The 14,295-nt window shown below is 56.4% G+C and carries 10 protein-coding genes; 7 read left to right on the top strand and 3 right to left on the bottom strand.

The window, feature by feature from the left end; translation table 11 throughout:
- Positions 1-340 precede the first annotated feature (340 nt).
- The 6 genes from alaS to LA756_RS10440 all read left to right on the top strand — a co-directional run bounded on the left by alaS (position 341) and on the right by LA756_RS10440 (position 7,762).
- Positions 341-3,157 (top strand): alanine--tRNA ligase, encoded by a 2,817-nt coding sequence (gene alaS, locus LA756_RS10460; RefSeq protein WP_224439823.1) that lies wholly within the window; start codon positions 341-343, stop codon positions 3,155-3,157.
- Positions 3,158-3,373: 216 nt separating this feature from the next.
- A complete protein-coding gene (locus tag LA756_RS10455) occupies positions 3,374-3,592 on the top strand; it encodes a BON domain-containing protein (protein WP_224439822.1) in 219 nt (72 codons plus the stop codon).
- Between the two features lie 260 nt (positions 3,593-3,852).
- Entirely contained in the window at positions 3,853-4,374 is a 522-nt protein-coding gene (gene tpx, locus LA756_RS10450) for a thiol peroxidase (protein WP_224439821.1), read from the top strand.
- Between the two features lie 95 nt (positions 4,375-4,469).
- The gene (locus tag LA756_RS10445; RefSeq protein WP_224439820.1) at positions 4,470-5,981 is read left to right on the top strand and encodes a hypothetical protein; all 1,512 of its coding nucleotides are present in this window, start codon (positions 4,470-4,472) and stop codon (positions 5,979-5,981) included.
- A gap of 98 nt (positions 5,982-6,079) precedes the next feature.
- Positions 6,080-6,205, top strand: coding sequence for a hypothetical protein (locus tag LA756_RS27160; RefSeq protein WP_261362100.1), 126 nt, complete (start codon positions 6,080-6,082; stop codon positions 6,203-6,205).
- A gap of 147 nt (positions 6,206-6,352) precedes the next feature.
- Positions 6,353-7,762 (top strand): undecaprenyl-phosphate glucose phosphotransferase, encoded by a 1,410-nt coding sequence (locus LA756_RS10440; protein WP_224439819.1) that lies wholly within the window; start codon positions 6,353-6,355, stop codon positions 7,760-7,762.
- A gap of 33 nt (positions 7,763-7,795) precedes the next feature.
- On the opposite strand, the gene LA756_RS10435 is transcribed toward LA756_RS10440, so the two are convergent.
- The gene (locus LA756_RS10435; protein ID WP_224439818.1) at positions 7,796-10,243 is read right to left on the bottom strand and encodes a PVC-type heme-binding CxxCH protein; all 2,448 of its coding nucleotides are present in this window, start codon (positions 10,241-10,243) and stop codon (positions 7,796-7,798) included.
- A gap of 159 nt (positions 10,244-10,402) precedes the next feature.
- Between LA756_RS10435 and LA756_RS10430 the strand changes: the two genes are divergently transcribed.
- Positions 10,403-11,401, top strand: coding sequence for a ThuA domain-containing protein (locus tag LA756_RS10430; RefSeq protein ID WP_224439817.1), 999 nt, complete (start codon positions 10,403-10,405; stop codon positions 11,399-11,401).
- A gap of 57 nt (positions 11,402-11,458) precedes the next feature.
- On the opposite strand, the gene LA756_RS10425 is transcribed toward LA756_RS10430, so the two are convergent.
- Both LA756_RS10425 and solA read right to left on the bottom strand, forming a co-directional pair.
- Complete coding sequence (locus LA756_RS10425; protein WP_224439816.1) at positions 11,459-13,045, bottom strand: Wzz/FepE/Etk N-terminal domain-containing protein; 1,587 nt, start codon at positions 13,043-13,045, stop codon at positions 11,459-11,461.
- Between the two features lie 113 nt (positions 13,046-13,158).
- On the bottom strand, positions 13,159-14,286 hold the full coding sequence (solA, locus tag LA756_RS10420) for an N-methyl-L-tryptophan oxidase (RefSeq protein ID WP_224439815.1): 1,128 nt from the start codon (positions 14,284-14,286) through the stop codon (positions 13,159-13,161).
- Positions 14,287-14,295 lie beyond the last annotated feature (9 nt).

Raw genomic sequence — 14,295 nt, 5'->3', positions numbered from 1 at the left:
ATTTTGAAAATCGGTACCATCGTGGAGAAATAGAGATAGCTATCGGTCGAAGCCGCCGGTAACCATCCCACGCTGGGCATAATTCGGACGGAGCGATTCCTCGTAAATTGCCCTGTCAGGTACCTGATTTGCGGTAAATCCAGTCACCTTTGCCCAAGTTGGCAAAGAACTTATGATGAAGGGCTTGTGTCCCAAGAATTGGGGGAAGAAATAGCGGCAAAGACGCTCATTCCTAAGAGGAAACGTAAGTCCCCGATGATTGCTGAATCAGGTTGGTCCAGGCTCTGGCTTCCTGCTGAACACTGAAAACTGAACACTGTAAATAAAAAACCGACCTCCCATGAAAACCGACGAACTGCGCGAAAAGTACCTCAGCTTTTTCGAGACCAAAGGACACACGCGTTGCCCGAGCGACGTTTTGGTTCCCACGTGGGACCCTTCGGTTTTGTTCACGCCGGCGGGGATGAACCAGTTTAAGGATCACTTTCTCGGTCGCGTGAAACTCGACTTCACTCGGGCCACGACTTGCCAGAAGTGCCTTCGCACGGGCGACATCGACAACGTCGGCCGCACGGCGTATCACCACACCTTCTTTGAAATGCTGGGCAACTTCAGCTTCGGCGATTACTTCAAGGAAGAAGCCATTCATTGGGCGTGGGAATTTCTGACCGACAAGAAGTGGCTGGCGCTGAATCCTGATCAGTTGAGCGTGACCGTCTATAAAGACGACGACGAAGCGGCCAACATCTGGCACGACAAGATCGGCCTGCCGTTCAGTCGAATCGAGCGTTTGGACGAAGACGAAAACTTCTGGCCGGCGAGTGCTCCCAGCCAAGGGCCTGACGGAGTTTGCGGTCCTTGTAGCGAAATCTATTTCACGCCGGCCGATGGCAGGAAGGTCGAAATCTGGAACCTCGTGTTCACGCAGTTCAATCGTGTGGGCGATCCACCGAATAACCTTGAACCGCTGCCGAGCAAGAACATCGACACCGGGATGGGGCTCGAGCGAACCGCGGCCACGCTGCAAGGCGTTTCGACCAACTATCACATCGACATCTTGCGTCCGATCGTCGAAGCTGCCGGCGAAATCTGCGGCGTGAAGTACGAGCCAGATTCCGATAGTGGACGTCGCTTGCGCCGGATTACCGATCACATCCGCGCTTGTACGATGGCCGTTCACGAGAACGTTTATCCCGGCGCGAACAAAGAGAAATACGTCATCCGTCGTCTCTTGCGACGTGCGGTGCTCGATGGTCATCAGATGGGCGTGCATCATGCATTCGCTTATCAGCTGGTCGACAAAATCGTCGAGATGATGAAGACGCCGTACCCAGATCTGCAAGACTCGGTGACGCGTGTGAAGAACGTCATCAAGAGCGAGGAAGAGAACTTCCATCATTCGCTGGACGACGGGATCGCACGCAGCGAGAAAATCTTCCAGACGATGCGTTCCGGAGGACGAACCGTCGTTAACGGGGACGAAGCGGCCGAACTGTATCAGACGTTTGGCTTCCCGCCGGAACTGTTCGAGCAAGTCGCCATCGAGCAAGGCTTCACCTTCGACTGGGTCGGCTACAAAAAGGCGATGGAAGAATTCGGCGAACGTTCCGGGGGCGACCAGGTCAAGCTCTTCGAGACCGGGCCAATCGAATCGCTGAAGAACTCTGTGCGTAAGACCGAGTTCGTCGGTTACGACAACGAAGCAACCGACGTCACCGTGAAGGGGATTGTGGTCGGGGCCGAAGGGGATGATGAGTCGAAGCTGGTCGACGACTTCAACCAAACCGGCGATCAGCACCGGCTGATTGTCGTGCTCGACAAGACCCCGTTCTACGGCGAGTCTGGCGGGCAGATTGGTGACACCGGGCGGATTTACTCGGACGATTTCGAGTTTGTCGTGACCGACACGCAGAAGGATAGCGATCTGTTTCTGCACGAAGGTTACCTCGCCAAGGGAACGATCACCACCGACGGCACCGCCAAGGCGGAAGTCGACACGACTCGCCGTGCGGCGATCAAACGGGCCCACTCGGCGACGCACATTTTGCATCACGCATTACAGCAAACGCTCGGTTCGCATGCCCAACAGCAAGGCTCGAAGGTGGAAGACGACCTGCTGCGATTCGACTTCACCAACATGGAACCGATCGCGCTCGATCAGCTGACGACTATCGAAACCGATGTGAACGAAAAAGTGGTCGACGGTGGCAACGTTAAATGGGAAACCGTCCCACTGGCGAAGGCTCGCGAGCTGGGGGCGATGATGTTGTTCGGCGAGAAGTACCCCGACCCGGTTCGCATGGTCACCATGGGCGACTTCAGCCGCGAACTGTGCGGCGGGACCCACCTGACCGATACCAAGCAGGTCGAAGCGTTCGAGGTGATCAGCGAAGAAAGCGTCTCGGCAGGCGTACGACGCATCATCGCATTGACCGGCGAAAAGGCGAAAGAGTACCGCACGAAAGTCGACCACACGCTCGACGAAATGTCGAAGGTCCTGAAGTGCGACGTGCCGAGCATTCCCGAAGCGGTGAAGCACCTGACCGGGTACGTTCGCGATTTAAAGAAGGCAGTCAACGGCAGCGGCAAAGCTCCTGAAGCTCCGGCTGCGGTTCCCGCTTACAGCGGCCCTGACGTCGACTACTATCACCGCAAAGAGATGCTGAAGGAATCGGCCCGGCTGCTGAACGCACCGTTGTTTGAGTCAGCCGAACGTGTCGAAACGCTTTATCACGAAGTCGAAAAGCTGAAGCATCAGCTGACCGAACGTGAGAAGTCAGGCACGCTTTCCGGAGATGATCTTCTCGCCAAAGCAACCACCGTTGGCGAGACAAGCGTCGTCGTTGCGGACGTGCCCGGGGCGAACGCGAACCTGATGCGACAACTGATCGATCAGATCCGCAAGAGCACCGATTCGTCCGCCGTTATGCTGTTCGCGGCTGCCGACGAGGGCAAAGTAACCATCGTGGCAGGCCTCAGCAAGTCGCTTACCGAAAAGGGTAAGAAGGCCGGCGACTGGGTCAAAGAACCTGCGTCGATCGTCGGTGGCTCCGGTGGCGGCCGTCCCGATATGGCTCAAGCCGGCGGCAAAGACGCCTCGCAAATTCCGGCGGCGATGGCCAAAGCGGAAGAACTCGCGAAGAGCTTGTTCGCATAGAACGCATTCCAACAAGCACCATGCGGTCGATCGATTCGGCCGCTGGACGTTGGAATTCCATAGAAACCCTATAACTGGACTAACCGGTAACGTTTCGACGACGTTGGTATGCGGCGGCGGTAAATTCGTTGAGGTTTGCCCGGGTTGGCTCCGATAGCAGTGATAGCACGCCCCACGTGTTTTCCTGATCTCAGACCTTCCCATGAGGCACCCGTGATGCAAGAGATGACCGCGATTGCCAGTAACGTCCACCAGGCCCTTTCGGCCAGCCCTCACTTTCCCGGCCGCCATCTTCAAGTGGAAGACAGCGAAGGCCGCGTCACGTTGAAGGGCCGCGTCGGTAGCTACTTCCACAAGCAAATGGCCCAGGAAGCGGTCCGCCGCATCGACGGTGTGCACGAAGTTGAAAATCAACTGGAAGTCGACTGGCGTTAATCAGTCCGGTTCCGTCGGACGCACGAAAAACGCTCAGCTAGCCATTCCGATAAACAAAATGCCACGTGGTGAAAACCAGGTGGCATTTTTGCTTTCGAAGCGGCATCGCCCCCAAATCTTCCTGAAAACTGAACAGTTCAATCTGAAAACAGGCTCGGCAGGCTTCACCCTCTTCAAACACCTCCGGCGGCGCGCCACAATACGGCTTTCCTGCAAACAACCAACTGCGAACAACATTCCAACGAACCAAAGGAAGTTCCATGAGCCGTCCCGCTGCGATCACGTTCAAAGGCAACCCGATGACCCTCGTCGGCGAAGAAGTCACCGTCGGCCAGGCCGCCCCCGACTTCAAGCTGCACGCTTTCGGTCCTGAAGGTTTGACCGCCATCACCGTGGCCGACGTGAAGGGTAAGCCAACCATCATCAGCGTGGTTCCTTCGCTCGACACCGGCGTTTGCCAGACGCAGACCAAGAAGTTCAACGAAAAGCTGGGTGATCTCGGCGACAAAATCAACGCGTTGACCGTCAGCTTGGACTTGCCATTCGCCCAGAACCGTTTCTGCGGCGCTGAAGGCATCGAAAGCATCAAGCAGTACAGCGATTACCAAGATCGTAGCTTCGGCAACAACTGGGGCATGCTGATCGACGAACTGAAGCTGCTGGCTCGCGGTACTTTTGTACTCGATAAGGATGGCAACGTCGTCTATGCTGAAACATGCAAGGAAGTGACCGAAGAACCGAATTACGACGCCGCCCTCAGCGCGTTGAACTCGGCCCTCTAAGCCAACGCTAACCAATTCTCTCGCTCGGACTGATCGAGCGAGAGAGTTTTTTGCGAGTGGGGAGGGTTCTCCAAAGTCTTCCTGAATCGCATGCCATGAATTTCATCAAAAAACATTGGGGCAAGCTTCTCGTCGCTGCCGGCGGAGGCGTTGTCGTCTTGATCGCTCTGGTCCTCGTTGCCCCGCGGCTGATCGGCTATGGCCCGGTCCGCGACTTTCTGCTGCACCAACTGTTCAACGGCAAAGAGGTCGCTGTTTCCGTCGATGGTGTTTCCGTCGGTTGGTTTCGTCCGACTGAAATCGAAAACCTGCGTGTGAAGCAAAAGGATGGCAAGTACAACATCGGCATCCCCCGCATTGCGAACGATGTGACGCTGTTTGGCTTGCTTTCTAACCCGCGGCAACTGGGCAATTTGGTCATTGAACGGCCGCTGATCGTTGTCGAGCTTCCCAGCGAGCAGTCCGATTTGCTGAACGGCGGCCCCGGCGATGCGCCATCGCTCGACGAACAAAAAGTGCAGTCGGCGCTTCAGCGAACCATTGATGTGCAAGTAATCGACGCGACTGTCGAAGTTCGCAAGCCAGGCTCGGAGAATCCGTGGGGCTTTCAGCACATTGCGTTTCACGCGCAGCTGCGACCTGGCCGAACGGCCGAAGAAGGGCCATCGATCTTGATCCCTGAAGCGACGCTGATGCAGCACCAACAGCTGACGCAAGCAATGTGCGACGACATGCTGAAGTTTGTCGCTCCGATTGTTACCGGCGTCACCAAAGTAGACGGCGACGTTTCGCTGACGCTGCAAGACATTCGCGTGCCGCTGGCCGATCGCCAAAGTTCGGTGGGCAAAGGGCAACTGACGATTCACAAAGCCCAGCTGACTGGGACACCGCTGGTGCAAAAGATCGCCAGCTTCGTGGGGCTCGGGCCATCGGTCGAAGTCTTCACCGACTGCACGATCGATTTTGAATTGGCCGACAAACAGATCTATCACGAAGGACTCGACTTCGGCATCGGCAACTTACGAGTGCGCACACGGGGGTTCGTCGGGCTCGATCGCACGTTGAACTTGATTGCGGAAGTGCCGATTCCTTTGAAGCCAACCGTCGAGCTGGAAGAAGGCGAAATCCCCAGTCCCATCTTGATGGCCCTGCGTGGCAAGACGATCGAGATTCCGATTGTCGGCACGCTCGACAAACCGATCATCGACAAAAAGCGACTGGGACAATCGATGATGGCCACGGCCGAGTCGACACTGCAAGAGATCCTGGGCGACGAACAGCTGCAGCTCAACTTCGAAGGAGAAGATGGCGAGGTAGACGTTTCCGGCATCATGGACATGGCCGGTTCGCTGCTGGAAAATGCCAACCGCGAAGGGGGCCTGGTCGATCAAATGCGAGAGCGTCGCGAGGCGAACCAGCGTGATCGAGCCAATCGAACGCCCGCGGACGATAACGCCGACGATGAAGACCGACCGCGCGAAGGATTGTTCCGGCGGCTCCTAAAGCGAGCCCAGGAAGCGGCCGATGAATCCAATCCACCTCCAGCCGGCAACGACCCCCAGCCGCCGGAGATTGAAATCGATCTGGGCGAAGCGATCGATCTTTAATCGGTACGGATTGGCGACCGATATGAATTGGCAAGATATGCTTTCGGGTGGTCCCGGTTTTCAAACCGGGATGGCCGTAGGCCACAGGAAGCCTTTGAATGCGGCTTGATTCTCGTGGCATCAATGGGTTTACCTCTGGCCTCTTGCAATGGCTTCTCGTCGGCTCCGCCGATACCGATTTAAAAATCGGTACCAACCTGATCGATAAAAGTCGGTCCCGATAACCGGCATAATCGTCATGACCGATCCTGGCTTTTTAATAAGAAGTTGAGCGAATTTGCTTCTTTTCTGCCGGGAAATAGGGCTGACCTATATTTGTCTGAATTCGAATTCTAGATCGGCTGCACGCAGCGAAAATTCAGGCAACTTCGATGAGCAACGCACTTCGACAGATTCAACATAAGTCGACCATTCTCGATGGCATTTACCGCGTAGCGGACGCGATCGCGATCATCGCGGGCATGGTGCTTGCCGTGCGGTTGTCGGGCGACATGACCGACAGCGACCATCAACTGGCCGTCGCCGCGGCATTGGCGATCTTCTACGTCGTCGCGGAATTTACCGGCGTGTATCGCAATTGGCGAGGCGTTTCGACCGAGCGAGAAATTGGCTGCGGTGCGATGACATGGACGATCACGCTGGGTGGTTTGGTTTTGTTGGCCACAGTCATTCGATACGATCACCCGTTCGATCGCTATACGCTTGTGTCGTGGTTTTTGTTGACGCCGCTACTGCTGACGTTGGCTCGCATGGGCATTCGTATGGTACTGCGATGGATGCTGGCCAGCGGCATGAATCAACATGGCGTGGCGATTGTCGGTGTGAACGAACTGAGTATTCAACTGGCGGAAAACATTCACCAAACGCCTGACCTCGGGATGCGCGTGGCCGGATTCTACGACGATCGTCCAAGCGAACGATTGCCGAAAATCCCGGACGAACTGGGAACGTGTGTCGGCAACTTGCACGACTTAGTTGAAGCGGCCAAGCGTGGCGAAGTGCATCGCATTTACATCACCTTCCCGATGCGTGCGGAGTCGCGAATTCGCAATGTGCTGAATCACTTAGGCGACACAACCGCTTCGGTTTACATTGTGCCTGACTTCTTCGTGTTTGAAATCTTGCACTCCCGCTGGTCCGATATTCGTGGCTTGCCGGTGGTGAGTGTTTATGAAAACCCACTGCTAGGCGTCGACGGCATTTTGAAACGAGGCAGCGATATCTTCCTCGCTTCGATGGCCCTGCTGGTGCTTGCCATTCCGATGGCACTTGTCGCTTTGGCGGTAAAGTTGACGTCGAAAGGACCGATCTTTTTTCGGCAACGGCGTTATGGCCTGGATGGGCAAGAGATCCTGGTTTGGAAGTTTCGCAGCATGACGGTGTGCGAAGATGGTCCCAACGTGAAACAGGCCCAAAAGAACGATAGCCGTCTGACGCCAATTGGTGGATTCCTGCGGAAGTCCTCGATTGACGAGCTGCCGCAGCTGTTCAACGTGCTGTCCGGAACGATGTCGCTCGTCGGTCCGCGTCCGCATGCTTCGGCCCATAACGAGCAGTACCGCAAGCTGATCCATCACTACATGCTGCGGCACAAAGTGAAGCCTGGCATTACCGGTTTGGCCCAAGTTCGTGGCTGGCGAGGCGAAACCGATACCATGGAAAAGATGGAACGCCGTGTCCAGTGCGATCACGAATACATCCGTACGTGGAGCATCTGGCTTGACCTGAAGATCTTGTTCGAGACCGTCTTCGTCGTGCTCGGTCGCAAGAACGCGTATTAACTTGCGGCACGGTTGCTAACGAATATCGCTGCGTCAGTTTTCGTCTGGCGTAACCAAGAGGAATCCGATCAGGTCACGCATTTCTTCCGGTGTAAGTACCTGTTGAAAACCTTCCGGCATGATCGACTTGTCGGAGTCGCGTTCTTCTTCGATCGTCGTGGGATCGAGCTCGAAGCGGTGTCCGGCTGTGTCGACGAATAGTCGCTTTTCGTTGACGTTCGGATCGGTGATCGGGTAGCCAACATGCAGCCGCCCGTCGTCGGTTAGCAGTACCTTTGGCACGTACATCGGACCGATCTCGCGACTAGGCTGCAGAATCGATTCCAACAAACGGCGTTTGGTCATTCGCTTGCCGATGAACGTTAAATCGGGGCCGACATCGGCGCCGCTGCCGTCGTATCGGTGACAGCGAATGCAGTAGCCTCCCTTAGACGAAAGAAACGTCCGCCGGCCAGCCTCGGTATCGGCTTCTCCTTCGATCTGTTGCAGCCATTGGTCGAGTGCCTCAGGCGGCGTCGGCTCAGCGACTGTTTCGGTTCGCAGCGTTCGCTTGGCTTCCCGCTGAACGACGGCGTTGTCGTCGCTGGCCAGCTTCTCAAGCGTTTCACGATGCAGATCGGCACGATCGGATAACCCGACGACCGCCATCGCGCGAAGCTGCGGATCTCGGTCGGTGTCGAAAGCGATATCGGTGGCCGCTTGTTGGGCGAATTCGTTTCCACGAAGGTAAAGAACCTGCATTGCCTGGCGAGCGAGTTGTTGTTCTGGCGAATCGAGCAACGACCGAAGCGTCTCGTCTTTCAACTGATTGCTCTGCGGATCGATCAACTTAAGGGCCAACGTGCGGAGGGCGGCCGATTGGTTTTCGTCGGTCAGAATGTTGGCCAACGCCGATTGCTCGACGATCTCGTTCCGTCCACCGATGCTGCCAGATTCAAGCCACGAGATCGAACTGAGAAGGACGGGGAACTCACGCACTGTCGGAGTCTGCTCGGCGAGCCGCTGTTTGAGTTGCGGCAGGAATTCTTTCAGCTGCAAGTCGGCAATCCACCGCATGGCGAAGATCCGCACGCGATCGTCTTCATCTTGCAGGGCATCGCTGAGTAGCTTGGAACGCTTCTCGGGGCCATCATTACCGCTGGCCCAACGCAATGCTTCCAGCACACCGAGCCGCTGCGAACCACTTTTCAGCTGCGTCCCAGTGTCGATCGGCAACGCGTCGAGGTGCTGGGAAAAACCATACACGGCGGCCTGGCGTAGGTAGGGATCTTCGGCATCCAGTGCGGTCAGGCTCGGTACTTTTCGGAGAGCATTGGCATCGACTTCCGCTTGGGAAAGTTCCAGCGGTTCGCTCGCCGGCGGCGTTTCTTTCCAGGAAAGTCGCCAGATGCGCCCATGGCCGTGGACCGGGTAACTGCGGTCGACCCAGTCGGTGAAGTAAAGCGATCCGTCCGGAGCGATTGCGAAATCGACCGGGCGAAAGTTGTGATCTCCCTGGACAATCGTTTGCGGCGTCGCTTGAATGCCGGCTCCATCGTGGCCAAGGCGGAACGTTTCGATGCGATGATCGCCCCAACTCGTTCCCCACAGATGACCGTGGTACCACGTCACGCCGCTGGGGGCTTCGCCGGTGGCGGCTACCATGGGCAGCGTGCCAGGCAGTTCGCCATTCCAGGCCTGCAGTGGATGGACTCCGGTACGGCCGTAACGAAATTGATAGCCATAGTCACCGCCAGGAACGATATGCAATAAGCGACATGGCGGGCGGCTATCGGGGTCGTTGTCGACCATATAAAGCCGCCCCATCGGATCGAAAATCATGCCGAACGGATTCCACACCCCAGTCGCCATTCGCTGAAGATCGGAACCATCGGGCCGGCAGTGATAAATCGTTCCCCCTTCGCCGCCGCCGGAAAGCTTGGTGCCGTCGCTGCCGATCAGCGCGTAGGGCTCGCCCAGGTTTTCGCCGAGTCCGAAGTAAAGCCGCCCATCGGGACCCATCGCCAAGCCGGCGAGGCCATTGTGTGGGTAACGCCCGGCCGTTTCCAAGTGGCCGATCTCTTCCCGCTTGTCGGCAACTTTATCTCCGTCGGTATCGCGAAGGCGAAAGACCTCCATTCGCGTGGCGACCAAAATGGAACCATCGAGCGCCGCGAGCAGGCTCATCGTTGCTTCGGTGCCTTCATAAAACGTGCTCCATGTGTCGAACTTGCCATCTCCGTCGGTATCGGCGAAGCGGCGAATTCGATCCTTGGGCGGGCCTTGATAGTCAGGCTTGCGATGGTGCGTATGCGATTCGATCACCAACAAGTCGCCATGCTTATCGAAGGTGATGCCAATCGGCGTGACGATGTCGGGCTGCTCGGCAATCATTTCCAACTGCAGACGTGGATCGAGCACCTTGGGCGTCTCGGCGTAGGTAATTCGACTGAGCACAAGGAAGCCAAGAATGGCAACGGCAAGCGATAACGATCGAGGCATGGCGTGACCTCTGTTTGAAGGACTTGAGGGAAGGGGAGGGAGGAGGAAATCAATTTCGTGCGAATGGCGACCCGCAAAGGTGTAATGCGGCGCGGTTTCGATTATAAACGAAGGTTGCCGGAACATCCCACCTCCCGATTCACCTCTCAGGAATAACTCATGAAATCGAAATTTATTTTGTCTTGGGCGTGTGCTTTGTTGATGATGCCCTGTTCGCTGGCGTTTGCCGCGGAAACCATGCTGTCGCTCAAGGGTGGCGATGGACCAGGCAAAGGAAAGCACATTGTGCTGATCAGTGGCGATGAAGAATATCGCTCGGAAGAAGCATTGCCGATGCTCGCAAAGATTTTGTCGCAGCATCACGGTTTCGATTGCACGGTGTTGTTTTCGATCAATCCAGAAGATGGCACGATCGATCCCAACAACCAAAAGAACATTCCTGGTATCGAAAAGCTGAACGATGCCGACTTATGCATCATCATGACTCGCTTCCGCAATCTGCCGGATGCCGACATGAAGGTGCTGGACGACTACTTGAAAGCAGGCAAGCCGATCATTGGTATTCGTACGGCGACGCACGCGTTCAACATTCCGAAGGACGCGAAGTACCACAGTTACAGCTTCAACAACCAAGGCGGCTTCGGTAAGCAGGTGCTCGGCGAAACGTGGGTGAATCACCATGGCAAGCATAAGGGAGAAAGCACCCGCGGCGTGATCAATGAAGAAGCGAAGGATAACCCGATTCTTCGTGGCGTGGACGACGTGTGGGGGCCGACCGATGTGTACGGCGTTCGCAACTTGCCGGAAAACGCGACCGTGCTGCTGTATGGTTCGGTCCTGGAAGGAATGAAGCCGGAAGACAAGCCGGTCGCCGGTAAGAAGAACGATCCGATGATGCCAATCGTCTGGACGATGCCGTACCAGTTGGAAGGTGGCAAGCAAGGGACGTCGGTCTGCAGCACGTTTGGTAGCGCGATCGACTACGTGAACGAAGATGGTCGCCGCATCGTGGTCAATTCAGTGTTCGACCTGCTCGGTATGGAAGACAAGATCACGCCTGATCTCGATGTCAGCATTATCGGCGAGTACGAGCCAAGCTTCTATGGTTTCAATAGCTTCAAGAAGGGTTTGAAGCCTGCCGACTATCAGTCGAAGTAACTCGGTCGTAAGAATATCAAAAGTAAAAAAGCCAGCGGGTTTTCCGCTGGCTTTTCTTTATTGGCTGCGACGGTCGCCAGGAGCGGCGGTACCACGTCGATCGAAACCGCTGCGACGATCGACCTCGGGATAAGTGGCCGGAGGGGCCTGGTCCGAGGCTCGACGACCACGGCCGCCTTGGTTGTTTGCTGGAGGTGGTTGCGTCGCTCGCGAGGCCGCACGCCGATCGCCTGCCGCAGGTACGGCTCCGGTATCGGTCGAACGACGTCCCCAAAGGTGGTCGGTCCAGCGTCGTCCTTGCGAACCTGGCATCGGAGTCAGCAGTACGACCAATCCCAATCCAAGCATCAAGCCACCCACGAGTCCGCCGGCCGCGATCACCTTCTTGCTGGGACCTGCGGGGTATTCACCGGTGGTCGGTTCGTCGATACGCGTAATCAGACTGGACGTTTCCGAAGCACGCTTGTTCGCTTTCGCATCGGCCAACTGTTCGTGGGCCGTACGAAGGACCAGATTGCACTTCTCGACATCGGCGACCAGGTTTGCGTAGCCGGCTCGGATCGAGGCAAGCGTATCGAGTCGTTTGCGGACATCTTCTTCTTGCTTGTTGATCGACTTAAGCCGCGACTTTTGTAAACGCAGATCGGCTTCGACGCCGCGAATGGCCAAGTCGAGTTCGCCTCGAATCTTTTGACGCACTTCATTTTCCGCCGCAATTGCCGATTGAACTTGCGGATGCGACTTGCTCATCTTGCCCAGCAGATTCGACGTGCGAAGTTGAGCATCGACCAGGCCATCTTTCAACCGCTTCAAAGCGGGTTGGCTTTCCAGCAGTTGGTTGGGGGTTGCGATGAGATGTTCCGGATCGTTCTGAGCGGTTTCCAGGATGTTAAGTTGTTCTTGCAGCTTGACCAGCTCGGCATCGCCATCGCGGATCTGCTGCTTGATCTGGTTCCAGGCATTCCGCAAGTTTCCATCGCCCGAGGTGGCGTCGTTCAAGCTGCGAAGCTCACCCAAGTCGCTCCCGACTTTGGTTTCTTCCGCTTTGAGTGTTGCCGTTGCCCGATCGAGTTCTTGTTGGGCGAGATGTTCCGCGTTTTCCAGTTCGGCGATCACGCTATCGGCGCGGCGGTTACGAATGTTCTTCAGCGCTTTATCCATCTGCTTTGTGAGCGTCGAGGTGAGCAGCTTGGCTCGCTCGCGATCTTCCGACTCGACGGTGATATGAAGCACTTCGGTTGTCCCGAATTCGGCTCCGTTCGGAGGGCTGACCGAAACATGTTTGCGAAGCGTTTCGATATCCCGCAGTGTAGGCCAATCAGCTTTGTTGCGGACCGAAGCTGGTGGCCCGACTTCTTTCAGCGTGGCTTCAAGCACGGCTTGGTTGCGAGCCACTTCCACGACCATTTCCTGGGCCGCTTTCATGGTGTCGATGCTGTCGAAGCGACCTTGGCCGCTGAGTTGCCCGGCTGCTTCGTCTCGCAAAAGCACGCTTTGCGTCGCATCCCATTGGTCCGGCTTCACCAACGAATAGGTGGCCGCCAACAGGAAACAGGCCGCGGTAACAGGGACCCACAGCTTCCACTGTTGGCGAAAGATATTGAGGTACTGCTTAACTTGTGGTGGCAACTGAGGTTGGCTCATGGTGACTTCCCAGTGCGGATTGCATTGGTTGTATCGATTGTCAGGCGTTAGCGCAGTGGCGCAAGTCAACGCGTAAGCAAATCTAGGTCACCATTAAATGGCTGCCAGACGATTTAGCAGAATCGATTCGGCGAAAGAAAGCCGATCGGCGATTCTGTTTTACCGCTGAGCACCAAGTCGGCAAGGATCTGTCCCAGGGCCGATGCGAACTTGAAGCCATGCCCCGAAAGGCCCGCGGCAAAGTGAAGTTGGGAATTGCTCGGGTGCGTGCCGACAACGAAATGATGATCGTCGGTCATCGTGTACATACACGCCGAATGCCGGGTGAGTTTCTGCGACAGCTGCGGCAAATGATTCCGCGCGAATGTCTCGACATTTTGGCGATCGGTATCTTCCTGGGTTTGGTGATGGGCATCGGGACCGGCGATTCTTTCACCACCATCATGCCGTGCCAACTTCGCGCCAAGTGCATCGATTTGGGGGAAACCATAGTAGATCCCTCCGGGCGTCTCTAATAAGAAGACAGGAAACGAGGCGGCCGAAGTGTAGGCTTTGGCCTGGTTTTGATACCAGTACAAATGCTTGCGAAGTATCGTCAGCGGTATGTTCAAACCCAAAAGCAACTGACTGGCCCAAGCTCCGCCGCAGATCACTAACTGCTTGGCCTGCACAATTTCCGCCTCGGTGCGGATCTCGAATTCACTTCCGGTATGCTTCCATTCGACCACCGGAGAATCGGTTTGCAGGGTTGCTCCATGCCGTTTGGCAAGAGAAAGATAAGCCTCGATGCACTCGGATACCAGCAGGTAGCCAGCATCTCGTTCGAGCAGTCCAACACAGTTGTCTGGCGGAAGCACGCCGGGAAATGTGGAGGCGATTTCCTGAAACGGAAACGATTCGATCGCCAAGTGATGCTGTTGGGCACTGCGGCGAATCCCCGCAATCACCTCCCCTTGCTCGGGGCCTATCTGCAGGACACCGGTCGGAAAGTAAAGTCGTCGATCGGTCGCGGCTTCGAGCTCACTCCAGCATTGATAGGCCTGACGCAGCAGCGGAACGTAGTCGGGATGCTCGAAGTAGGCCATCCGGATGACACGTGTCTGGCCATGCGAACTGCCATAGGAATGAGGCGGCGTGAAGCGATCGATGCCGAGAACGCGTGCGCCTGATTGGGCGAGGTAAGCGAGTGCCGCGCTGCCGACGCCGCCGGTTCCGATGATCGCGACGTCGAACGTGGGCATGGCTGGTTT

Origin of the sequence: Bremerella sp. TYQ1 (assembly GCF_020150455.1) — a bacterium.
Taxonomy (GTDB): Bacteria; Planctomycetota; Planctomycetia; order Pirellulales; family Pirellulaceae; genus Bremerella; species Bremerella volcania_A.
This window is presented reverse-complemented; position numbering and strand designations above follow the sequence as displayed.